Origin of the sequence: Streptomyces sp. NBC_00435 (genome assembly GCF_036014235.1) — a bacterium.
Taxonomy (GTDB): domain Bacteria; phylum Actinomycetota; class Actinomycetes; order Streptomycetales; family Streptomycetaceae; genus Streptomyces.
Genome location: NZ_CP107924.1, coordinates 6,632,738 through 6,653,900, shown reverse-complemented (window position 1 = coordinate 6,653,900; position 21,163 = coordinate 6,632,738). Strand labels below are relative to the sequence as shown.

Sequence of the window (21,163 nt, the reverse complement as noted above, 5' to 3'; positions counted from 1 at the left end):
TGTCGGCCCCTTGGCCCAGGCCTGAGTCCGGCACTGTAACTTCACCTCGCCCCGCGCGTCAGGACGCCCCGCTGCGGGTTAACATCCGCGCCATGAACGACGACGTGCGCAACATCGTGCTGGGGGTGGCGGCCACCGCCATCAGCGGCGGCTTCGGCTGGTTCGCCCGGACCTATTTGTGGCGCCGCGCACTACGCCGTAAACAGGCCTTTTTCGGACTGCCGACCGGCTCCGACTGCCTGTTCGTGGCCAACCGCCAGATGGGCGGTACCGACTCCTCGCTGCACCGCAACGACGCCTTCGCGCTGCTGGAGATATCCGCCCTGATCAAGGACTGCGGGGCGAACGTGCAGATCGTCACGCACGACGGGGCCCGCCAGGGCTTCGGCGAGCGGGCCGAGTTCTGTGTGGGCGGGCCGTCCTCCAACGCCCGGACGACGGCGCACCTGGGCTCCATGCTCCCCGGGGTGCGGATCGTCGTCTCCAGCGAGCCCGGACCGGACCGCGGGGCGATCACCGTCGGCGGGGAGACGTACCGCTGGGTCAAGGGCCTCGTCGAGTACGTGCTGCTGGCGCGGCTGACCGCCGGACCGGGCTCCCGGCCGGTTTTCCTGCTGTGCGGGCAGACCGCCATCAGCAATCAGGCCGCGGCCCGTTACCTGGCCAGGCACCACCGGCAGCTGGCCGGCGACTTCGGTGACGACTCCTTCTGCATCCTGCTCAAGGTGATCAATTCCGATGCCTACGGCCCCGATGTGACGGAACTGGTCGCCGACGTCACCGGCCCGGCCCGGACACCCGCAGTGGCAGCCGCGTGATCCCGTTGATGAAGTTCGACACCAGCCTGCGCGGCTCCCCCGCGAGTTCCGGCGCGGGCATGACCGCGCGCCACTCCTCGTGCAGGACGCGCAGCTGGAGCCGGGCGAAATGGGCGCCCAGGCAGACGTGCGGGCCGTCGCCGAAGGAGACGTGCGGGTTCGGGGCGCGTCCGGGGTCGAGGCGGTCCGGGTCGGTGAAGACCCGCTCGTCGTGGTTGGCGGAGGCGTGGAAGACCACCACCTTGTCCCCGGCGCGGACCGGCTGCCCGGCGAGTTCGGTGTCGGTGGCGGCCGTGCGGCGAAAGCTCAGCACCGGTGGGTGGACCCGTAGGAGTTCCTCGACGGCCCGGTCCACCGGGACCCGTCCGTCGGCGAGCCGGGCGTAGGCATCCGGCTCGCGGGCCAGGGCGAGCAGGCCGCCGGGGGCGGCGCTGCGCACCGTGTCGTTGCCCGCGACGGTGAGCAGGAAGAAGAACATCTCCAGCTCCGCCTCCTCCAGGCCGGCGAGCGCGAGGGCGGTCATCACGTCGTCGCCGGGGTGGGCCCGCTTGTACGCGGCCAATTCGCGGGCGTACGCGAACATCTCGCCCAGCAGCGCCGGGGAGCGCGGGTTCAGCGGCTTCCCGTCCGGGCCGAGCGGCGGTGCGGGGGCGTCCTCGGGGTCCTGGTAGCCGATGATCCGTACCGTCCACTCCAGCAGCAGCCCCCGGTCGGCGGCCGGGACGCCCAGCAGGTCGGTGAGGTTCAGCAGCGCGTACTCGTCGGTGACGGCGCGCACCAGGTCGGCCGTGCCGTCCTCGGCACCGTCGCGGGCCGCGCGCAGCAGCGTACGGGCGCGTTCGCGGACCCGGGCGCCGAAGGCGTCGACGCGGGCCGGGGTGAAGGCGCGGGCCACGGTCCGGCGCAGTCTCCCGTGCTCGGGGGGATCCTGGTTGAGCATGGTGCGCCGCAGGAAGGGCAGGTCCGCCGGGTCGGGGTCGCGGATCTGGGTGGCGCCCAGGTGGGAGGAGTACGTGGTGTGGTCGCGCAGCACCCGGACCACGTCGGCGTGCCGGGTGACGGCCCAGAAGCCGGGGCCGGCGGGCCAGCCCAGGACCTCCGGCTCGCTCTGCCAGGCCACCGGCCGGTGGTCGCGCAGCAGGCGGTACCTCGCGTGCGGGATGCCTTCGGCGTAGACGCGGGGGTCGAAGACGTCGGGGGTGTCCACCGCTCGCTCCCGGGTGACGGCAGGGGATGGGTCCATGGGTCACACGGTGACGCTGAGGGGGACGGGCCCGCAAGGGGGCGCGCGCTCAGCCTTCGGCGGGCGTGCAGCTCACCTGTTCCTGCTGCCGCTCGGGGTCGATGAGCAGGATGGTGGGCGCCGGGCTGATGCGCACCGCCGAGACCGCCGTGCACGCCAGCTGGCGGCGGGCCAGCGCGGACAGCGGTTTGATCGGGAAGGGCAGGTTTATGCGAAGGCTCCTCCCGTCGTCGCCGATGATCAGCTGGGTCTTCCCGAGCGTCTTGGCGTCCGGCGGCGGGAGCTGGGTGGTCAGGCCGGCTTCCCTCGCGGTGTCGTTCGGACCCAGCAGCAGCGCCATCAGGGCGTTCCCCCGCGCACGGTTGGCCGGGCCGGAGGGCAGCACCGGGATCAGACCGCCCCCGGGCGAGATGAAGTACATCAGCTCCGGATCGGGCTCGGTGGTCAGGCCCACGGTGCCCGCGCGGCCGCTCTCGACGACCCCTGTGGTGGCGATCCCGCAGCCTGTGGCGAGCAGGAGCGGGCCGATCAGCGCGGCCGCGGCCAAGGCCTTCCGTACCGGGTTCATGTACGGGCCTCCAGCGGCATGTCGAGGGTGAAGAGCGCCCCTCCGGCGGGGCCGTTGGCCGCGTGCAGGGTGCCGCCGTGCAGGCGGACGTTCTCCAGCGTGATGGCCAGGCCCAGACCGCTGCCCGTGGAGCGGGTACGGGCCGCGTCGGCCTTGAAGAAGCGGTCGAAGATGTGCGGCAGCACCTCGGGGGCGATGCCGGGCCCGCTGTCGGCGACCTCGACCAGCAGTCGGTCGCCCCCGGGCCGGGCTTCGGTGCGCACGCTGACGCGGACGGGGGCTCCGCCGTGTTTGAGGGCGTTGCCCACGAGGTTGGCGACGACCACGTCGAAGCGGCGCGGATCGAGCTGGGCGCGGATGCCGGGGGGCAGGTGGGTGAAGATCCGCCCGTCGGTCCAGTGGCGGCGTTCCAGGGTTTTGGTGACGGCCTCGGCGACGTCGACCTCGTCGAGGTTGAGTTCGGCGGCGCGGGCGTCGAAGCGGGATATCTCCATGAGGTCCTCGACTAGCACGGCGAGCTTGCCGGTCTCGGCGCTGATGAGCTGCAGCGCCTTGGCGGTGTCGGGGTCGAGGTGGAGGTCCTCGGCGCCCTCGTCGAGCACTTCGGTGACGGCGAGCATCCCGGCGAGCGGGGTGCGCAGTTCGTGGGAGACGTCGGCGGCGAAGCGGCGGGCGCGGGCCTCGGCGTCCCGCAGCTCGCTCACCGACTGTTCGAGGGCGCGGGCCGTCTCGTTGAAGGTGCGGGCGAGTCCGGCGAGCTCGTCGGCTCCGCGAACCTCGATCCGGGTGTCGAGCCGGCCGCGGCCCAGGCGATGGGCGGCCTTGCGCATGTCCCGTACCGGCCGCAGGACGCTGCGCGCCGCGAGCAGGGCGGGGATGACGGCGATCGCCAGGCCCGGGACGGCGCCCTGTCTGGCGGCTCCGACCATGGCGTCCACGGTCGTCTGCTCGGAGTCCAGGGGGACCACGGCGTAGAAGACGACGCCGGTGGTCTCCAGGCCCCCGTTGTACCGGAAGACGGCCGGCATGCCGACGACGAGGTAGGGGTTGCCGCGGCGGTCCTTCACGCGCTGGAAGGCTCCGTGCGGGTTGGCGCTCACCTGCCGGCGGATCTCCGGGCTGACGACCGCGCTCGTGGTGGTGGACTGGTTCGAGGAGGCGCGCAGCGTTCCGTACTCCCCGTACACGATCCAGGGGTGCGGCTGACCGCGTTTGCCCAGGTCTCCGGCGACCCGCTGGAGGTCCTGCTGGTCCATGGGCAGCCGGAGCGTCTGGTTCTCGACCAGGTCGCGCAGGGTGCTGACGGCGGTGTCCTGGCTCTGCTTGAGGATCGCGTTGCGGGCCTGCTGGTAGGTGAGCGCCGCCGTGGTCACCGCGGAGATGGCGGCGACCAGCAGGAAGGCGGCGATCAGCCTGGTGCGCAGGCCGAGTGGTGCGAAACGTCTCACCCTGCGCGCCTAGAGCGGGCCGAAGCGGTAGCCGAAGCCGCGCACGGTCTGGACGTAGCGGGGGGCGGTGTCGGGCGCCTCTATCTTGTGGCGCAGCCGGCGCACGCAGGCGTCCACCAGCCTGGCGTCGGCGTGGTAGCTGTGGTCCCACACGTACTCGAGGAGCTGCTGGCGGGAGAAGACCTGCTCGGGCGAGGCCGACAGGTGCAGCAGGAGCTTGATCTCGCTGGGGGCCAGCGGGACGCGCTCGCCGTTCTTGGCGACGGTGAGGCCGGAGCGGTCGATGGCCAGCTCTCCGTGGAACTCCACCTCGTGCCGGCCGCCCGCGGGCTCGCTGAGGCGGCGCAGCACCGCCTTGATCCGGGCTTCTATGACCTCGGTGCGGGCGGGTTTGACGATGTAGTCGTCGGCTCCGGCCTCCAGGCCGACGACTATGTCGAAGTCGTCGCCGCGCGCGGTGAGCATGATGATCGGTACCTGACTGGTCTCGCGGATCCTGCGGCAGACCTGGACGCCGTTGATGCCGGGCAGCATGAGGTCGAGCAGGACCAGTTCGGGGTGGAAGGTGGCCATCAGGCCGAGTCCGGCCTCTCCGGTCTCGGCGGCGCTGACCTCGTGGCCTCTGCGGCGCAGGCCGAGTCCCACCCCCTCCCTGATGGAAGGGTCGTCCTCGATCAGCAGTACGCGTGGCATCGGGTCAGTATTCCAGGCTCGTCGGTCGTCCTCCTCCCGCCTTCGGCCGAGGTGCGGTGGCGGGGGCGGGACCGGGTCAGCGCCCGGACCTGCGGCGTACGGAGTCGAGCAGGTCGGTGATCTCCGTGAGCCGCAGCGGCCGGGCGAGGAGGACGACGCCGAGGGCGATCACCGCGGTTCCCGTGGCGGCGCCGGCGAAGTTCCCGAACCCGTCGACGGAGCGCGCGGCGGCGTACCCGGCGGCGGCCGCCGGGGCGCAGGCGGCCAGGAGGCGCAGGTGCGTGCGTACCGCCGTGCTGCGTCGCTGCGTACGGGTCCCCGCGCGCGGGCCGAGCCGCCGGGCGAGGACGTACGCGGTGACGGCCGCGCCCGCGGTGAAGGCGATCGAGCAGGCCGCGGCCATGCCGGTGACCGCCCAGCGCGGCGGCAGCAGCAGGTACGCGGCGGCCGAGAGCCCTGCGTTGAGGGCGGCGATGACCAGGTTGAGGAAGAAGGGGGTCCGGGTGTCGGAGAGGGCGTAGAAGCCGCGGGAGAGCACGTACTGCGCGGAGTAGGCGATCAGGCCGGGCGCGAAGGCGGCGAGCATGCCGGCCATGACGGCGACGTCGGCGGGGCCGGTGCGCCCGTACTCGAAGACGCTGCCGATCACCCAGGGCGCCAGGGCCGCGAAGAGCGCGGCGGCCGGGACCACGAGGGCGGCGCTGGAGCGCAGCGCGTAGGAGACGTCCGCGCGCACGCGTCCGAGGTCGCCGTCGGTGGCGGCGGCGCTCATCCGGGGCATGAGGGCGGTGACGAGGGAGACGGTGACGATGCCCTGCGGGACCATCCACAGCAGGTAGGCGTTGCTGTAGGCGGTGTATCCGGCGCCGCCCGCGAGGCCTGCGGCGACGGCGTGCTCTCCGGTGGCGGTGGAGAGCCGGGTCACGACCCAGTAGGCGAGCTGGTTGGTCAGGACGAGCAGGACCAGCCAGCCCGCGTTGCGCAGCGGGCGGGCGAGGCCGCTGCCGCGCCAGTCGAAGCGGGGGCGCCAGCGGAAGCGGGCGGCGCGCAGCGAGGGGATCAGGCCGAGGGCCTGGACGACGATTCCGGCGGTGGTGCCGATGCCGAGCAGTCGGGTCCCGGATGCCGTCAGGGTGCCGTCCGACCCGTGGGAGACGTAGAGGAAGAGGCCGAAGACGGCGATGACGACGAGGTTGTTGAGGACCGGGGTCCACATCATCGCGCCGAACCGGCCGCGGGCGTTGAGCACCTGCCCGAGCAGGGTGAACAGCCCGTAGAAGAGGATCTGCGGGAGGCAGTACCGGGCCAGGGCCACGGTGGTGGACTCCTGGCCTCCGGTGTAGCCGGTGTACGCCGAGACGATCAGCGGGGCTGCCAGTACGGCGGCGGCGGTGATCACCAGCAGTGCGGTCGTGCAGACGGTGAGCAGTCGGTCGGTGTACGCGGCTCCGCCGTCCTCGTGCTCCTTGGCGGCGCGGACCAGCTCGGGGACGAAGACGGCGTTGAGTGCGCCGCCGATGAGCAGGATGTACAGGATGTTCGGGACGGTGTTGGCGACGGCGTAGCCGTCGCCGAGCAGCGCGGTGCCGAGGGCGGCGACGATCACGGCGGAGCGGACGAATCCGGTGGCGCGGGAGACGATCGAGCCGGCGGCCATGAGCGCGCCGCTGCGCAGCACCGAGGTCTTCTCCGGTGCCGCGCGGCCGGCGTCGGGCCCCGTCGCGGCCGGGGCGGCGGCCGCTGTGGTGTCTGCGAGGGTCACCGGCGGGCCATGTACGTCTGGAACGCCTTGTAGAGGGCCGTGTTGGTGTATCCGTCCATCGAGGTCTCCCACTCACCGAGGGTTTCGACCACGTGCCCGCCGGTGCCGAGCTTCCAGCGCAGCAGCCCGAAGGACCGTTCGTCGGGGTCGAGGGTGGAGGGTACCCCGCGCATGTCGTATTCGTCCGCTCCGAGGGCATGTGCGTCACACATCATGCGCCACTGCAGGGCGTTGCTGGGGCGGACCTCGCGGCGGTGGTCGGCGGAGGCTCCGGTCTGGTACCAGACCCGGCTGCCGGCCACGACCATGGTGTGGGCGGCCAGGATCTCGCCCTGGTGGACGCCCAGGTAGAGGCGCATGCGACCGGGTTCCTCGGCGTTGAGGACCTCGTACTGCTGCTGGTAGTACGCGAGCGAGCGGCCGAGCTTGAAGCCGTCGCGTTCCTCGGTGATCCGCAGCAGCCGGTAGAACTCGGGCAGGTCGGCGGCGGTGCCGAGGACCGTCTCGACCCCGGCCTTCGTGGCCTTGCGCACATTGCGCCGCCACTCCTGGTTCAGGCCCGACCACAGGTCGTCGAGGGAGCGTCCGGCGAGCGGGACGCGGAAGACGTGGCGGGGCTGGGCGTCGCCGTCGTCCTCGCCGCCGCAGCGCTTCCAGCCGCGGGTGCGCAGCCGGTCGGCGAGCGCGGCGCCGACCGGGTCCACCTCGGTGGCGAGCACGTCGGAGATCTGCCGGCCCGGGCCGGTGCCGGCCTTGGTGTCGGCCGCGGACCAGCGGCGGTAGGCCGGGGTCGGGCCCATGCGCACGGCGAAGGCACCGGCCGCTTTCAGGTGGTTCCTGAGGGGGGTCAGCCAGCGGTCGATGTCCGGGTCGGCCCAGTCCGCGACGGGGCCCTCGGGGAGGTAGGCGAAGTATTTGCGGGTGCCCGGGAATTGGCGGTAGAGAACCAGGGCGGCACCCTCGATCTCACCGTCGGGGTAGTGCCATCCGACCCTTTCCGAGCGCCAGAGGTCCTTCACTTCGGCCCAGGACGGGTACTGGAGAAAACTGGCCCTGCCGTGCCGGGAAATGAAACCCAGGTATTCCGGTACCGACAGGGAGCGCACGGTGAGCTCCCGGTCCCGGGTTCGGGGCTGGTGCTGCTGGGAGTGGGTAACGAGCAGTGCACACAAGGGAGATCGGCCTTCCTGTACGTCCGAATCGGGTATGCACAGGACTCTCACAGCTGTCCATGACCGCAGTGCGCGGTGATTGTGACCGGACGATGACCGTATCGCTGCGGTGCACGTCACAACCGGATTCCTGATCTTTTCCGCATCTCGTGCAACCTAGAGTCGTGTCGTTCGCATCTTCTTTCGCGAACGGTCATTACTTCGGAGGGGTTTTCGTTGAGCCGCACACGCCGGGTCTTTCGGGTTCGCAGTCGCCATGCCGTGGTGGCGGGTACCGCACTGCTGGCCGCCGCGCTGACCGCCTGCGGCGGCGGCGCCGCCGAGGGCGGTGCGGCCAAGTCCGAGATGAAGCCGAAGCCGGACATGGCGGTTTCGGTGAACCTCACCGGCGATCAGGTCAAGGCGGGTGAGCCGGTGACCGTGACGATCGCGGACGGGAAGCTCGCCTCGGTGAAGGTGACGGACGGCAAGGGCGGGGAGCTGTCCGGGCAGATATCCGCCGACGGCAAGAGCTGGAAGTCGGAGCGCAATGCCTCGGCGGGCGCCGAGTACAAGGTCGAGGCGCAGAACACCGACAGCCAGAGCGCCACCACGACGTTCAAGACCACGGCCGCCGACAAGGTGAACAAGGTCTCGATCAACATCAGCAAGGGCAGCACCGTGGGTGTGGCCCTGCCGGTCTCGATCGTCTTCGACAACCCGGTGAAGAACAAGGCCGAGGTCGAGAAGCAGCTGAAGGTCACCACCTCGAACAGCACCGAGGGTTCCTGGGGCTGGGTCAAGGACTACTCGGGCAAGGACCGGGTGGACTGGCGCCCCAAGGAGTACTGGAAGTCCGGCACCGACGTGAAGGTCCAGATGGACCTGAACGGTGTCGACTCCGGTCCGGGCGGCGGCATGTTCGTGAAGGACTACAACACCGAGTTCAAGATCGGCAAGGACCGCCGGATGAAGGTGGACCTCGACACGAGCAAGATGTCGGTCACCGAGGACGGCCAGAACGTCGACACCATCCCGATCTCGGCCGGCACCCCGGGCGGCCAGAAGGCCTCCTGGAGCGGGAAGATGGTGCTGATGGCGAAGGAGGGCACGATCCGGATGAACTCCGAGACCGTGGGCCTCGGCAACGCCTACGACAAGGACGTCGACTACTCGATCCGGCTGACCTGGTCGGGCATGTACGTGCACGCCGCACCGTGGAACACCGGCAGCTTCGGCCGCGCCAACACCAGCTCGGGCTGCGTGGGCATGAGCAACGCCAACGCGAAGGCCTTCTTCGCGGCGGCTCAGGTCGGCGATCCCCTCGAGGTCGTCGGCGACGGTTCGAAGGGCAACGCGGACGTCGGCAACGGCTACGGCGAGTGGAACCTGCCCTGGGAGCAGTGGCAGGGCAAGAGCGCCCAGACCGGAGCCCCGCAGAGCGGCTGACCAAAGTTCAATCGTTACCGGCACGTAACTTACTCACGGGTTACTGCCGGTAAGCCCCTCCCGTTACCGTCGGGTCACTTTGACACCCGGCACACGCGAGGAGCGATCGATGGTCCGCACGGTCCGCACCACCAGCACCGCGACCGCCATGGCAGCCGTACTGGCAGCAGCCGCCCTGGGCCTGGCCCCCCACCAGGCCCAGGCGGCCCCCGCCACCACCGCCGCCGCCGTCCCGGAAGCCTCCTCGGAGCTCCGGTTCCACGACATCCCCGGCTCCGGCGGCATCACCCTCAAGGGCAACGTCTACGCCCCCTCCGGCGCCCGGCCCGGCGCGAAGTACCCACTCGTCGTGCTGCCCACCAGCTGGGGCATGCCGCAGATCGAATACATCGCCCAGGCCAGGAAGCTCGCCGACTCCGGCTACGTGGTGGTCAGTTACACCTCCCGCGGCTTCTGGCTCTCCGGCGGCGAGATCGAGACCGCGGGCCCGGCGGACACCGCCGACGTCTCCGCCGTCATCGACTGGGCGCTCGCGAACACCGCCGGCGACCCCGGGCACATCGGCCTGGGCGGGGTCTCGTACGGCGCCGGCATCAGCCTGCTCGCCTCCGCGCACGACCCTCGCATCAAGGCCGTGGTCGCCCTCAGCGGCTGGGCCGACCTGATCGAGTCCATCTACTCCGGCCGCACCCAGCACCTCCAGGCCGCCGGCCTGCTCGGCGGCGCCGGCTTCCTCACCGGCCGCCCCGGCCCCGAACTCCAGCGGACCCTCGGCGACTTCCTCGGCTCGAAGCTGGACAGGGAACCGCAGATGATCGAGTGGGGCAGGCAGCGCTCCGCCTCCGAGGAGGTGGACCGGATCAATGCCAACGGCGCAGCGATCATGCTCGGCAACGCCTGGGGCGACACCATCTTCCCGCCCAACCAGTACGCGAAGTTCTTCGAGAAGCTGACCGGCCCCAAGCGCCTCGAATTCCGGCCCGGCGACCACGCCACCGCCGAGGCCACCGGCCTCCTCGGGCTGCCCAACGACACCTGGACCAACGCCCACCGCTGGTTCGACCGCTATCTCAAGGGCGAGCTCAACGGCGTGGACACCGAGGCGCCCGTACAGATCAAACCCCGCAGCGACAGCGGCTACGAGGGCTACGCCGACTGGAAGTCGGTCGGTTCCGGCGGCACCGAGAAGCTGCTGCTCCCCGACAGCGAGCACCTCTTCGCCAACGTCGACTCCGGCGCCAACGGCGGGGTCGTCCTGCTGTCCAACGTCCTCGACCAGTTCTTCCAGGCGCCCCCGACCGCCTCGGTCCCGCTGCTCCCCCGCGCCTTCGCCGCCGTCTGGCAGTCGCCGCGCTACGACGAGGACCGCCGGGTGCGCGGCACGGCCAGACTGCACACCACCGTCACGCCGACGAAGTCCGACGGCACCTTCGTCGCGTACCTCTACGACGTCGGCCCACTTGGCATCGGCAAGCTGATCAGCAACGCCCCGTACACCTTCCACGGCAGGCCCGCCGGCCAGTCCTTCGGCGTGGACCTGGAGCTCTACTCCACCGCCTACGACGTCCCCGCCGGGCACCGCCTCGCGGTCGTCGTCGACACCGTGGACCCGCTGTACATCGAACACAACCCGACCGGGGCGCAGCTGACCTTCTCCTCGCCGCGCACCGATCCCTCGTACGTCTCGGTGCCGCTGCGCGAGCAGTGATCCACGGCTGCGGCCGGGCCGGGTGTGGCTCTCGGGGGATCGGCCCTCAGGGGCTGATCCGACCCGGCGGCGCCGCTCCCGGCGCGGCCGCGTCCAGGTCGGTGCCGATGTCGACAGCCTTCGTCTTGGGGCTGCGCCGCTCGCGCCGGGCCACCCAGGTGGCGAACCAGGACAGCAGCATGCACATCCCGATGTAGATCGGCGAGATGATCATCACCACGGGGATGAACGGCAGGTCGTAGTCGAGGTTGGAGGCGATCAGCTTGCCCGCGTGCAGGAACTCCTCGTAGGTGATCAGGTAGCCGAGCGAGGTGTCCTTCAGGGCGACCACCAGCTGGCTGATGATCGTGGGCAGCATGGCCCGCACCGCCTGCGGGGCCAGGACGTACGTCATCACCTGGGTCTTGCGCATGCCCAGGGCGTACGCCGCCTCGCGCTGGCCCTTCTCGACCGAGTTGACGCCGGTGCGGAAGACCTCGGCCAGTACCGAGCCGTTGTACAAGGTCAGTCCGGCGACCAGCGCGGGCAGCGGCTGGACCTTCAGCGCGACGAAGATGAAGAAGATCATCACCAGTACCGGCATGGCCCGGAAGAACTCCACGCACAGCGTGGACAGCCAGCGCAGCGGCCGGTGGAGCGAGAGCCGGCCCGTCGCGAGCAGCGCACCGAGCGCGAGGGCGAGCACCGAGGCGTAGGCGAAGGCCTTGAGGGTGTTCCAGAGCCCCTTGAGCAGCAGCTCCTGGATGCCCTTGTACTCGAAGGGGGTCCACTTGGCCGCGGTGAACTGGTTGGTGTCGAAGAGCAGGTGGAGCAGCCAGCCGACCAGGCCGAGGATGACGGCGGTCGAGGCGATCCCGTAGAGGAAGTGCCGGCGCTGGGCCCGTGGACCCGGCAGGTCGTAGAGGGCGGTGGACTCCAGGTCCCCGTGGAGCGCGTGCGCGGTCATCGGGCGACTCCGTAGCGCTTTTCGAGCACGTTGAAGAGCGCGCTGATGGACAAGGTGATGATCAGGTAGCCCACCGCGATCCAGACGAAGGTCCAGATGATGCTGTAGCCCAGCTCGTTGAGGGTCTTGTACGTGCCCAGCAGCTCGGTCACGCTGAAGGCGCCGGCGATCGCGGAGTTCTTGGCGAGGGCGATCAGTGTGGAGCCGATGGGCGGGATGACGGAGCGGAAGGCCTGCGGCAGCACGACGGTGCCCAGGGTCTGCCCGAAGGACATCCCGAGGCTGCGGGCCGCCTCGCCCTGGCCCTTGGGCACGGTGTTGATGCCCGAGCGCAGGACCTCGCAGATGAAGGCGGAGGTGTAGCAGCCCAGCGCCAGGACGGCGAGGAGCTGGAAGGGCAGGACGAGGCCGAAGCGCGGCAGGCCGAGCAGGACGGCGAAGAAGAGCAGGGTGAGCGGGGTGTTGCGCAGGATGGCCACCCAGACGGTGCCGAAGACCCGGAAGGAGCCGACGGGGGCGACGCGGAAGGAGGCCATCAGGAATCCGAGGACCAGGGCCACGAGGGAGGCGTAGACCGTGAGTTCCACGGTGCCGAGGAAGCCCTTCCCGTAGAGCGAGAAGTTGTCGGTGAGTACGTCCATGGCTGTGCGCTGTCCCCTCAGCCCGCCGGGTAGCGGTCGATGGCGGGCGGTTTCGGGGCCGGCTCGCCGGACAGGCCGAGCGTGGCCTCGTAGGCCTTCTTCCAGTTGCCGTCCTTCTCGTTCTCGGCGAGGGCGTCGTCGAGGGCGAAGCGCAGCGCGTTGTCGGAGCGCGGGACGCCGATGCCGTAGGGCTCCTCGGAGAAGGGCTTGCCGACCACCTTGAGCTCCTCGGGGACCTTGGCCGCGTAGCCGAGGAGGATGGAGTCGTCGGTGGAGACGGCGTCGACCTGGTAGGTCAGCAGGTTGTCCACGCAGACCGAGTACGTGTCGTAGGCGACGAGGACGGCGCGGGGGAACTCCTTCTGGAGCCGCTGGTAGGGGGTGGAGCCGGCGGCCGAGCAGACCTTCTTCCCCGCGAGGTCCTCGGGGCCCTTGATCGCCGTCTCCCCCTTGCGCACGAGCAGGGACTGGCCGGCGAGGAAGTAGGGGCCGGCGAAGCCGACCTGCTTCTTGCGGTTGTCGTTGATCGTGTAGGTGCCGACGTAGTAGTCGATCTGGCCGTTCTGCAGGGCCGTCTCGCGGTTGGCGGAGGCGATCGTCCTGAACTCGATCGTCTTGGGGTCGAAGCCGAGCGAGGCCGACATCATCTTGGCGATCTCGACGTCGAAGCCGGAGTAGCGGCCGCTCGCGGGGTCCTTCTCCCCCATGTACGGCTGGTCCTCCTTGGCACCGACCACCAGGTGGCCGCGCCGCTTGGCCTTCTCCCAGGTCGGGGAGGAGGGCAGCTGGAAGCCGGTGGCGACCTGGTACACGGGCAGGTCCTCGGGCTGCGGGCCCTTGACCGGGGGGCTGCCGGACCTGCCGCAGCCGGTGACGGTGGCCAGCACCACGAGGGCGAGCGCGAGGGCGGGCAGGGCGTGGGCGCGGGAGCGCGTCCTCGGGTGTCGTCTCATCGGGCCGCCCCTCAGTGCTTGAGGATCTTGGAGAGGAAGTCCTTGGCCCGGTCGCTCTCGGGGGCGGTGAAGAAGGCCTCCGGGGTCCGGTCCTCGACGATCCTTCCGTCGGCCATGAACACCACTCGGTTGGCGGCGGAGCGGGCGAAGCCCATCTCGTGCGTGACGACGACCATGGTCATACCCTCGGCGGCGAGCTGCTGCATGACCTCCAGCACCTCATTGATCATCTCCGGGTCCAGCGCGGAGGTGGGCTCGTCGAAGAGCAGGGCCTTGGGGTTCATGGCGAGGGCGCGGGCGATGGCCACGCGCTGCTGCTGGCCGCCGGAGAGCTGGGCGGGGAACTTCTCGGCCTGGTTCGCGAGACCGACCCGTTCCAGCAGCTCGCGGGAGCGCTTGTCCGCCTCGTCCTTCTTGCGCTTCCTGACCTTGACCTGGGCGAGGGAGACGTTGGCGAGGACCGTCCTGTGCGCGAAGAGGTTGAAGGACTGGAACACCATCCCGACGTCCGCGCGGAGCGCGGCGAGGTCCTTGCCCTCGGCCGGCAGCGGCTTCCCGTCGAGTGTGATCGTGCCCGACTCGATGGTTTCCAGCCGGTTGATGGCCCGGCACAGGGTGGATTTCCCGGAGCCGGAGGGACCGATGACCACCACCACCTCCCCGCGGCCGACGGTGAGGTTGATGTCCTGGAGGACGTGCAGTTGTCCGAAGTGCTTGTTGACGTCCCGCAGCTCGATCAACGGATCGACGGCCATACGCTGCCCTGCCCACTTGTCGGTGTGTCGAGGTCAGCGCAAACTATCCAGCCGCGGAAGGGCACTTCACCGCGACACGCCTAAAAGCCGCATAAAGGGCCGCGAGGTCAGCCTTCCGAGGCTTCCGCGTACGCCTGGCTGAGCTCGGGAGAGCCGGTCATCGCCCAGGACACCCCCGACTCGACCACGTTCAGCTCGCGCCCCGAGGCCAGCCGGATCATCGGTTGGCCGTTGGGCCACACCTGCCAGGCCGCGCCCGGGACGGCCCGGACGATCACGGTCCCGAGGTAGAACCCCGCGTCGTTGCCGAGCCACGGGGTGATCTCCGGATCCCGCCGCCAGCGCGGCATCAGCTGGTCGAGCTCCTCCAACGAGCCCGGCCTCTCGTCGAGTTCGAGCCCGGCCGACCGCGCGTGGGCGCGCAGCATCTCGCACTCCGCGAACAACTCGTTGATCCCCTCGGGGTCGTCCGCGAGGGCCGCGGCGAGTCCCGCGCCCTGTTCCTTTTCGTGTCGGTTGATCCAGTTGGCCAGGAAAGGGATGTTCATAAGCCCAGCCTGACACCCGGATCCCCGGCGGGCTACAGGGCGCGCCTGAAGGATCACCGGCCGCGGGGGACATTCCGCGCGCGGCGGACGCCCGGGCCGTCTAGAGCTCCAGGTCGACCACGACCGGGGCGTGGTCGGAGGCTCCCTTGCCCTTGCGCTCCTCGCGGTCCACATAGGAGTCGGTGACGGCCTTGGTGAAGGCCGCGTTCCCGTAGACCAGGTCGATGCGCATGCCCTTGTTCTTCGGGAAGGCCAGCATCCGGTAGTCCCAGAAGGTGTACGGCCTGTCGTACTTGAGCGCGCGCGGGAAGACGTCCGAGAGCCCGGCGGCCCGCAGCTGCTCCAGGGCGGCCCGCTCGGCCGGGGTGACGTGGGTGGCGCCCTCGAAGACCGACGGGTCGTAGACGTCCTCGTCGGTCGGGGCCACGTTGAAGTCGCCGAGCACCGCGAAGGGGCGCGGACCGGCCGCGTCTTCGGCCACGGCGGCGGCCAGGGCCCGGAACCACTCCAGCTTGTAGCCGTAGTGGTCGTGCTCCACCTCGCGCCCGTTGGGCACGTACACCGACCAGACCCGCACTCCGCCGCAGGTGGCGGAGATGGCGCGGGGCTCCTGGACGCTCTCGTAGTCGGGCCCGCCGGGCAGGCCCACGACCACGTCCTCCAGGCCCACCTTGGAGAGCAGGGCCACGCCGTTCCACCTGCCGGTGGCGTTGACGGCCGACTCGTAGCCCAGCTCGCGCAGCTCCTCGTACGGGAACTGCGCCTCCGAGCACTTGGTCTCCTGGATGCACACGACATCGGTGCCGGAGCTCTCCAGCCAGGCCAGCAGGCGCGGCAGCCGGGCGGTGATCGAGTTGACGTTGAACGTGGCGATACGCATGCCGTCCAACCTACCGCCCGGCACCGACAGTCACAGGTCGGCGGAGTCCCCGGCGGTGAGTCGGGTGTGCGGGGAGCCCGCGAGCTTCTCGAGGGCGAAGTCGTAGACGGGGCGGGCGATGTCCGCGAGGTAGGCGTCGTGGATGTCGATCGCCACGCGGGGCTTGACCTCGCGGACGTAGTCGATCACCTCGCCGATCTTGTTCCAGGGTGCGTGCACCGGCAGCATCAGGGTGTCCACGGGGGCGTCCGGCACGGTCAGCGCGTCACCGGGATGGAAGAGGGATCCGTCCACCAGGTAGCCGACGTTGGTGACCCGCGGCAGGTCCGGGTGGATCACGGCGTGCAGCTCGCCGTGCACCTGCACCTCGAAGCCGGCGGCGCTGAAGGCGTCCCCGTGGCCGACGGTGTGCACGCGGCCCGGATAGGCCGGCGCCAGTTTCTGCGCGACGCTGCGCAGCGTCCACAGCCGGGCTTCCGGGTTCGCGTCGAGGGCGGCCCGCAGCCGGCCCTCCTCGAAGTGGTCGGGGTGCTCGTGGGTGACGAGCAGGACGTCGGCCCCGAGGCCGGCGTCCGGCTCGCTGAAGGCGCCCGGGTCGATGACGAGGACGCGCCCGTCCTTCTCCAGCTGGACGCAGGAGTGCAGCCGCTTGGTGAGCTTCATGATCGAAGGCTAGCGGCGCGGGCGGGCCGGCGGCCACGACAGGAAGGCGGAACCGGCCGGATTCGAACCGGCGTCCTCGCGATTTTGGAGACCGCGCGCGACGACCTCTGCGCTACGGCTCCGCCCCCGCCCGCACTGTACCCGCGGCGGGCCGGCCTACGGCACGGCCGTGGAGACCACGAACACCTTGGGGTACCCGGGTTCGGTGAGGTCGACGGTGATGTCCCGGGTGGGCCGGGGGTCCGCGGCGTCCAGGGTGATCCCGTACCAGGCGTCCTTCGGACCCCAGCGCCAGCCCGCGGCCGCCGCGTCGTCCTCGGAGATCGAGACCCCGCGGGTCAGCGCGTCCCGGCTGGTGCCCACGTCGGCCAGGAAGGTGTCGAGCTCCTGCGGGGTGACCCCGAACTGCACGTACAGCCTGCTGGTGTGCCAGTTGTTGGTCTCCAGGTAACCGACCCGCGAGGCCGTCATCGGGATCGGGACCTCGTAGATGCTGCGCTGCACCTTCGACGGCCAGGCCGTGCGCACCTTGGCGGCGCCGACCTTGGCCGCCTTGTCGCGGCCGCTCTGGCGGCTCTGCTGCGCGGAGACGGCGAGGTACCCGGCCGGGACGCCGACCAGCAGCAGGATGATGATCGCGGTGATCCAGCGCCGGCGCACCACGTGCTTGCGGTCCTCGGCGGGGCCGGCGGGCCGCTCGTCGGGGGGCGGGGCCTGGTGGGGCAGGGAGGGCGGTGTCACTTCTTTTCCTGCTCCTCGGGACCCGTGGTCTCGCGGCGGCCGAACTGCGCGTACCGCTCGTAGCGCTCGACGCGCCGGCGGGTGGCACGGCGGAAGCGCCGGGCGACGAGCCTCGAGAGGTCGGCGGCGCCGACCATGCCGGCCTCGGGGCCCAGCTGCGCCTTGGCGATGCGGGCCTCGGGGCGGTATCCGCGTCCCGTGAGGTGGCGGCGGAAGGCCTCGCGGGCGGGGCCGATCAGCAGGTCGTCGGCGGCGCTGACCCCGCCGCCGATGACGAAGCAGGAGGGGTCGAGGGCGGCGGCGAGGTTGGCGATGCCGACGCCGAGCCACTGGCCGATGTCCTGGAGGAGCTCGATGCACATGGCATCGCCCTCCCGGGCCAGCTCGGTGATGAGCGGCCCGGTGATCTCCGAGACGTTGCCGCCGACCCTGGCGATGATGTTGTACGCGACCGGGGAGTCGGCGGCGGCCAGCTCGCGGGCCTCGCGGACCAGGGCGTTGCCCGAGCTGTACTGCTCCCAGCAGCCGCGGTTGCCGCAGGGGCAGCGGTGTCCGCCGGGGACGACCTGCATGTGGCCGAACTCGCCGGCGACCCCGTAGCGGCCGCGCTTGACCTGGCCGCCTTCGAGGATGGCACCGCCGATGCCGGTGCCCAGCGTGATCATGACGAGGTGGTCCTCGCCCCGGCCTGCGCCGAAGCGCCATTCGGCCCAGGCGGCGGTGTTGGCATCGTTGTCCACCATGACCGGGACCGCGAGCCGGGACTGGAGGGCGTCGCGCAGCGGCTCGTCGCGCCAGGCCAGGTGCGGGGCGAACAGGACGCGGGAGCGGTCGGCGTCGACCCAGCCGGCGGCGCCGATGCCCACGGCGTGCACGTCGTGCCGGTCGGAGAGGTCGAGGACCAGCTCGACGATGGTGTCCTCGACGACCTTGGGGCTCTTGGACTTGTCCGGGGTCTCGGTCCGGATCTTCTCCAGGATGACCCCGTCGGCGTCGACGACACCGGCCATCACCTTGGTGCCGCCGATGTCGATGCCGACGGTCGGAACGCGCGGGGCGGTCAGGTGCGACCGGCGCTCACGGGTCCCGATGGTCCGCAGGACGGTGCCTCGCGCCGCCCCCCGGTGGGCGAGCGTGAAGTCCCGGTACGTGCTCATCGAGTCGTGTCGTCCCTCATGGTGCGGTGGTGCCCCGAGTGGGGCCGGATGCGTTGTCAGGTCCTGATTCTGCCACTCGCTCCAGCTCGTGGCTCAGCTCGTCGAGCTCGGAGCCGCCCGCCATCTGCCGGGTGAGCTCGTCCAGGGTGATCGAGTCGCGGGTGTGGCTGCCCGCCATGGTGCCGCGCTTGAGCAGCACGAAACGGTCTCCGACCAGGTAGGCGTGGTGCGGGTTGTGGGTGATCAGGACCACCCCGAGGCCGGCGTCGCGGGCCGCGGCGACGTACTTCAGGACCACCCCGGACTGTTTGACGCCGAGGGCGGCGGTGGGCTCGTCCAGTACGAGGACCTTCGCGCCGAAGTGGACGGCGCGGGCGATGGCCACGCACTGCCGCTCGCCGCCGGACAGGGTACCGATGGGCTGGTCCACGTCCCGCAGGTCGATGCCCATGCGCAGGAGCTCGGCGCGGGTGGTCTCCCGCATGAGTTCCACGTCGAGGCGGCGCAAGGGGCCGCGCCCCTTGGTGGGCTCGGAGCCGAGGAAGAAGTTGCGCCAGACGGGCATGAGCGGGACCACGGCGAGGTCCTGGTAGACGGTGGCGATGCCGTGGTCGAGGGCGGCACGCGGGTTGGCGAGCACGGTCTCCTCGCCCTCGATCTCGAAGGTGCCGGCGTCGTGCCGGTGCAGCCCCGCGATGATCTTGATGAGGGTGGACTTGCCGGCGCCGTTGTCGCCGAGGACACAGGTGATCTCGCCCGCCGAGACCTCCAGGGAGACGCCCTGGAGGGCGCGGATGTTGCCGTAGTACTTGCTGACGTCGGTCAGCTTCACCAGGACGGGCGCACCGGTCGGTGATGTTTCGGTCATCGTCACTTCGCCTCCGCCCGCTTGCGGACCCATGCGTTGAGCAGCGTGGCCAGCAGCAGCATCGCGCCGAGGAAGAACTTGAACCAGTCCGGGTTCCACTGCGCGTACACGATGCCGTTGCTGGTCATGCCGAAGATGAAGGCGCCCACCGCGGAGCCGATGGCCGAGCCGTAGCCGCCCGTCATCAGACAGCCGCCGATGACCGCCGCGATGATGTAGAGGAACTCGTTGCCGACGCCTTCTCCCGACTGGACCACGTCGAAGGAGAAGAGGATGTGCTGCCCGGAGATCCAGGCGCACAGCGCGACGCCCATGTACAGGCCGATACGGGTCTTCACGACGGGGACACCCGTCGCACGGGCCGCGTCCGCACCGCCGCCGACGGCGAAGATCCAGTTCCCGGCGCGGGTGCGCAGCAGGATCCAGGTGGCCACGGCGACCAGGACCAGCCACCACAGGATGGTGACCTTGAGGGTGACGGGGCCGAAGGTCCACTGCGAGGCGAAGAGCGCGCGGGCGGAGGCGAAGCCCTCCATGTCGGCGATGGTCTTGGTGGAGACCGAGCCGCTGATCAGTTTGGTGAAGCCGAGGTTCAAGCCGGTCAGCATCAGGAAGGTGCCGAGCGTGATGATGAAGCTCGGCAGTTTCGTGCGGGTCAGCATGAACCCGTTGAAGAACCCGATGGCCAGGGTGACCAGCAGCGATACGAGGACGCCCACCCATACGTTGGCGGTCAACTGGTAGCTGAACATCGAGCTGAACAGCGCCGACGTGGTGACCATGACCCCGGCGGACAGGTCGAACTCGCCGCCGATCATGAGCAGGGCGACCGGGACGGCCATGATGCCGATGGTGGAGGCCGAATACAGGATCGTGCTCAGGCTGGAGGCCCGCAGGAAGCTGTCCGCGGCGAAGGAGAAGAAGACGAAGACGGCCGCCGCGCCGACCACCGCGCCGAGCTCGGGCCGGCCGAGCAGGCGGCGCAGCAGCGAGGTGGGCGCGAGCCGCTCGTCGCGCGGGCCGGGGGCGGGGGCGGGGGCCGAGGAGCGGGCCGGGGCGGAGGCACTCATCGGCTGCCCCGGTTGATGAACTTCTCCAGGGTGGCGGCCTCGGCCGCCGTGACGATCTGCGGCCCGGTGAGCACCGGACGGCCGCCGCCGAGCACGTCGGCGTTGTAGCGGTACAGCCAGAGCAGGTCCACGGCCTCGTAGCCCTGGAGGTAGGGCTGTTGGTCGACGGCGAATCCGAGGGCGCCGGACTTCAGGTCCCGGGCCACGGAGGCGTTCAGGTCGAAGGTGTCCACCTCGGCCTTGCTGCCCGCCGCCTCCTTGGCCTTGACAGCGGTCGGGGCGAAGGGCGCGCCGAGGGTGACGATCGCGTCGACGGACGGGTCGGCCTGCAGTTTGGCCTGGAGCGCTGCCTGGACGGACGGCATGTTGGTGCCCTCGACGTACAGGTTCTCCATCACTCCACCGGACCCGGCGAAGGCGCTCTTCGCCCCGGCGCAGCGCTGCTCATGGCCGACGTTGCCCTGTTCGTGCAGGACGCAGACGGCCTTCTTCTTCCCGCGCTTGGCCAGCTCGGTGCCGACCGCCTCGCCGGCGATCTCCTCGTCCTGGCCGATGTGGGTGAGCGCCCCGTACTCGGCCGACTGCGCGGATCCGGAGTTGACCGTGATCACCGGGATGCCGGCCTTGGTGGCCTTGGCGAGGACGTCCTTGAGCGCCTCGGGCTTGGCGAGGGAGACGATCAGCCCGTCGACCTTCTGGTCGATCGCGTTCTGGACGAACTGGGCCTGCTGCTGCGCCTGGTCGTCGTGGGCGTACACGAAGTTGATGTTGTCCTTCGCCGCGGCCTCCTTCGCCCCCTTCTGCACGATGTCCCAGAAGGTGTCGCCATCGCCCGCGTGGGTGACCATCGCGAAGGTCCAGCGCGGGGTGGAAACGGCGGGCCGGCCCGCCGCCTCGGCCTTCGCGCGGTCCTCGGCGCGCTTGCCGCCCGTACTGCTGCAGCCCACGAGGGAGGCACCCAGTACCGCCGCGAGCACCGCGCCCACGAGGCGTACCCCTGTCCGAACCCTAGCCACGTCTGCCCGTGCCTTTCGCTTGTCCCGCGACCGCCGCCCCGCCGATGCCCCGGTCGTCACAACGGTCATTTTTGTTTCACGCCGC

The 21,163-nt window shown here is 70.6% G+C and carries 21 protein-coding genes and 1 tRNA gene; 3 read left to right on the top strand and 19 right to left on the bottom strand.

Going from position 1 to position 21,163, the window contains the following annotated elements; translation table 11 throughout:
- The first annotated feature begins 92 nt into the window (after nt 1–92).
- The gene (locus OG389_RS30085; RefSeq protein ID WP_328301595.1) at nt 93–818 is read left to right on the top strand and encodes a hypothetical protein; all 726 of its coding nucleotides are present in this window, start codon (nt 93–95) and stop codon (nt 816–818) included.
- Here OG389_RS30085 and OG389_RS30080 read toward each other — a convergent pair.
- The 6 genes from OG389_RS30080 to OG389_RS30055 all read right to left on the bottom strand — a co-directional run bounded on the left by OG389_RS30080 (nt 778) and on the right by OG389_RS30055 (nt 7,704).
- Nucleotides 778–2,061 (bottom strand): cytochrome P450, encoded by a 1,284-nt coding sequence (locus tag OG389_RS30080; RefSeq protein ID WP_328301594.1) that lies wholly within the window; start codon nt 2,059–2,061, stop codon nt 778–780. The two genes, OG389_RS30085 and OG389_RS30080, sit on opposite strands and share 41 nt — an antisense overlap.
- Nucleotides 2,062–2,110: 49 nt before the next feature.
- Entirely contained in the window at nt 2,111–2,629 is a 519-nt protein-coding gene (locus tag OG389_RS30075) for a hypothetical protein (RefSeq protein ID WP_328301593.1), read from the bottom strand.
- The gene (locus OG389_RS30070) at nt 2,626–4,077 is read right to left on the bottom strand and encodes a HAMP domain-containing sensor histidine kinase (protein ID WP_328301592.1); all 1,452 of its coding nucleotides are present in this window, start codon (nt 4,075–4,077) and stop codon (nt 2,626–2,628) included. Before OG389_RS30070 ends, OG389_RS30075 begins: the two co-directional genes overlap by 4 nt.
- Before the next feature lie 9 nt (nt 4,078–4,086).
- Nucleotides 4,087–4,770, bottom strand: a complete 684-nt coding sequence (locus OG389_RS30065; RefSeq protein ID WP_328301591.1) for a response regulator transcription factor — start codon at nt 4,768–4,770, stop codon at nt 4,087–4,089.
- A gap of 76 nt (nt 4,771–4,846) precedes the next feature.
- Complete coding sequence (gene murJ, locus OG389_RS30060; protein ID WP_443059364.1) at nt 4,847–6,532, bottom strand: murein biosynthesis integral membrane protein MurJ; 1,686 nt, start codon at nt 6,530–6,532, stop codon at nt 4,847–4,849.
- Complete coding sequence (locus OG389_RS30055; RefSeq protein WP_443059363.1) at nt 6,529–7,704, bottom strand: lipid II:glycine glycyltransferase FemX; 1,176 nt, start codon at nt 7,702–7,704, stop codon at nt 6,529–6,531. The genes murJ and OG389_RS30055 overlap by 4 nt, the downstream gene beginning before the upstream one ends.
- Before the next feature lie 264 nt (nt 7,705–7,968).
- Here OG389_RS30055 and OG389_RS30050 point away from each other — a divergent pair, with 264 nt between their 5' ends.
- Together OG389_RS30050 and OG389_RS30045 are read left to right on the top strand one after the other, a co-directional pair.
- Complete coding sequence (locus OG389_RS30050) at nt 7,969–9,132, top strand: L,D-transpeptidase (protein WP_328301589.1); 1,164 nt, start codon at nt 7,969–7,971, stop codon at nt 9,130–9,132.
- A 109-nt stretch (nt 9,133–9,241) separates the two neighbouring features.
- Entirely contained in the window at nt 9,242–10,840 is a 1,599-nt protein-coding gene (locus OG389_RS30045; protein WP_328301588.1) for a CocE/NonD family hydrolase, read from the top strand.
- Between the two features lie 46 nt (nt 10,841–10,886).
- On the opposite strand, the gene OG389_RS30040 is transcribed toward OG389_RS30045, so the two are convergent.
- From OG389_RS30040 to OG389_RS29980, 13 genes are all read right to left on the bottom strand, one after another.
- A complete protein-coding gene (locus tag OG389_RS30040) occupies nt 10,887–11,786 on the bottom strand; it encodes an amino acid ABC transporter permease (protein ID WP_328301587.1) in 900 nt (299 codons plus the stop codon).
- Nucleotides 11,783–12,427: an amino acid ABC transporter permease gene (locus OG389_RS30035; protein ID WP_328301586.1), complete on the bottom strand. Its 645-nt coding sequence runs from the start codon at nt 12,425–12,427 to the stop codon at nt 11,783–11,785. The genes OG389_RS30040 and OG389_RS30035 overlap by 4 nt, the downstream gene beginning before the upstream one ends.
- A 17-nt stretch (nt 12,428–12,444) precedes the next feature.
- Entirely contained in the window at nt 12,445–13,380 is a 936-nt protein-coding gene (locus OG389_RS30030; protein ID WP_328301585.1) for a glutamate ABC transporter substrate-binding protein, read from the bottom strand.
- Between the two features lie 11 nt (nt 13,381–13,391).
- Complete coding sequence (locus tag OG389_RS30025; RefSeq protein ID WP_328301584.1) at nt 13,392–14,135, bottom strand: amino acid ABC transporter ATP-binding protein; 744 nt, start codon at nt 14,133–14,135, stop codon at nt 13,392–13,394.
- Between the two features lie 107 nt (nt 14,136–14,242).
- Nucleotides 14,243–14,683 carry a DUF6278 family protein gene (locus OG389_RS30020; protein WP_328301583.1) on the bottom strand — a complete coding sequence of 147 codons (441 nt, stop codon included), beginning with the start codon at nt 14,681–14,683 and terminating at the stop codon, nt 14,243–14,245.
- 100 nt (nt 14,684–14,783) lie between these two features.
- Nucleotides 14,784–15,563 carry an exodeoxyribonuclease III gene (locus OG389_RS30015; protein ID WP_328301582.1) on the bottom strand — a complete coding sequence of 260 codons (780 nt, stop codon included), beginning with the start codon at nt 15,561–15,563 and terminating at the stop codon, nt 14,784–14,786.
- 30 nt (nt 15,564–15,593) lie between these two features.
- Nucleotides 15,594–16,226: an MBL fold metallo-hydrolase gene (locus OG389_RS30010; RefSeq protein WP_328301581.1), complete on the bottom strand. Its 633-nt coding sequence runs from the start codon at nt 16,224–16,226 to the stop codon at nt 15,594–15,596.
- Between the two features lie 47 nt (nt 16,227–16,273).
- A tRNA-Trp gene (locus OG389_RS30005) sits at nt 16,274–16,348 on the bottom strand.
- 34 nt (nt 16,349–16,382) lie between these two features.
- Nucleotides 16,383–16,967, bottom strand: a complete 585-nt coding sequence (locus OG389_RS30000; RefSeq protein ID WP_328301580.1) for a hypothetical protein — start codon at nt 16,965–16,967, stop codon at nt 16,383–16,385.
- Nucleotides 16,964–18,124, bottom strand: coding sequence for an ROK family glucokinase (locus tag OG389_RS29995; protein ID WP_328301579.1), 1,161 nt, complete (start codon nt 18,122–18,124; stop codon nt 16,964–16,966). The genes OG389_RS30000 and OG389_RS29995 overlap by 4 nt, the downstream gene beginning before the upstream one ends.
- A gap of 16 nt (nt 18,125–18,140) precedes the next feature.
- Nucleotides 18,141–18,992 (bottom strand): ATP-binding cassette domain-containing protein, encoded by an 852-nt coding sequence (locus OG389_RS29990; protein WP_328301578.1) that lies wholly within the window; start codon nt 18,990–18,992, stop codon nt 18,141–18,143.
- Nucleotides 18,993–18,994: 2 nt separating this feature from the next.
- Nucleotides 18,995–20,062 carry an ABC transporter permease gene (locus OG389_RS29985; RefSeq protein WP_328301577.1) on the bottom strand — a complete coding sequence of 356 codons (1,068 nt, stop codon included), beginning with the start codon at nt 20,060–20,062 and terminating at the stop codon, nt 18,995–18,997.
- Complete coding sequence (locus OG389_RS29980) at nt 20,059–21,078, bottom strand: sugar ABC transporter substrate-binding protein (protein WP_328301576.1); 1,020 nt, start codon at nt 21,076–21,078, stop codon at nt 20,059–20,061. Before OG389_RS29980 ends, OG389_RS29985 begins: the two co-directional genes overlap by 4 nt.
- Between the last annotated feature and the right edge of the window lie 85 nt (nt 21,079–21,163).

Bases quoted from the DNA above. Each gene is read 5' to 3' on its own strand.
- OG389_RS30015 (WP_328301582.1), bottom strand. From the start codon at position 15,563: ATGCGTATCGCCACGTTCAACGTCAACTCGATCACCGCCCGGCTGCCG.
- OG389_RS30035 (WP_328301586.1), bottom strand. From the start codon at position 12,427: ATGGACGTACTCACCGACAACTTCTCGCTCTACGGGAAGGGCTTCCTC.
- OG389_RS29990 (WP_328301578.1), bottom strand. From the start codon at position 18,992: ATGACCGAAACATCACCGACCGGTGCGCCCGTCCTGGTGAAGCTGACC.
- OG389_RS30025 (WP_328301584.1), bottom strand. From the start codon at position 14,135: ATGGCCGTCGATCCGTTGATCGAGCTGCGGGACGTCAACAAGCACTTC.
- OG389_RS30075 (WP_328301593.1), bottom strand. From the start codon at position 2,629: ATGAACCCGGTACGGAAGGCCTTGGCCGCGGCCGCGCTGATCGGCCCG.
- OG389_RS30045 (WP_328301588.1), top strand. From the start codon at position 9,242: ATGGTCCGCACGGTCCGCACCACCAGCACCGCGACCGCCATGGCAGCC.
- OG389_RS30040 (WP_328301587.1), bottom strand. From the start codon at position 11,786: ATGACCGCGCACGCGCTCCACGGGGACCTGGAGTCCACCGCCCTCTAC.
- OG389_RS30020 (WP_328301583.1), bottom strand. From the start codon at position 14,683: ATGAACATCCCTTTCCTGGCCAACTGGATCAACCGACACGAAAAGGAA.
- OG389_RS29995 (WP_328301579.1), bottom strand. From the start codon at position 18,124: ATGAGCACGTACCGGGACTTCACGCTCGCCCACCGGGGGGCGGCGCGA.
- OG389_RS30030 (WP_328301585.1), bottom strand. From the start codon at position 13,380: ATGAGACGACACCCGAGGACGCGCTCCCGCGCCCACGCCCTGCCCGCC.
- OG389_RS30010 (WP_328301581.1), bottom strand. From the start codon at position 16,226: ATGAAGCTCACCAAGCGGCTGCACTCCTGCGTCCAGCTGGAGAAGGAC.
- OG389_RS29985 (WP_328301577.1), bottom strand. From the start codon at position 20,062: ATGAGTGCCTCCGCCCCGGCCCGCTCCTCGGCCCCCGCCCCCGCCCCC.
- OG389_RS30065 (WP_328301591.1), bottom strand. From the start codon at position 4,770: ATGCCACGCGTACTGCTGATCGAGGACGACCCTTCCATCAGGGAGGGG.
- OG389_RS30080 (WP_328301594.1), bottom strand. From the start codon at position 2,061: ATGGACCCATCCCCTGCCGTCACCCGGGAGCGAGCGGTGGACACCCCC.
- OG389_RS30085 (WP_328301595.1), top strand. From the start codon at position 93: ATGAACGACGACGTGCGCAACATCGTGCTGGGGGTGGCGGCCACCGCC.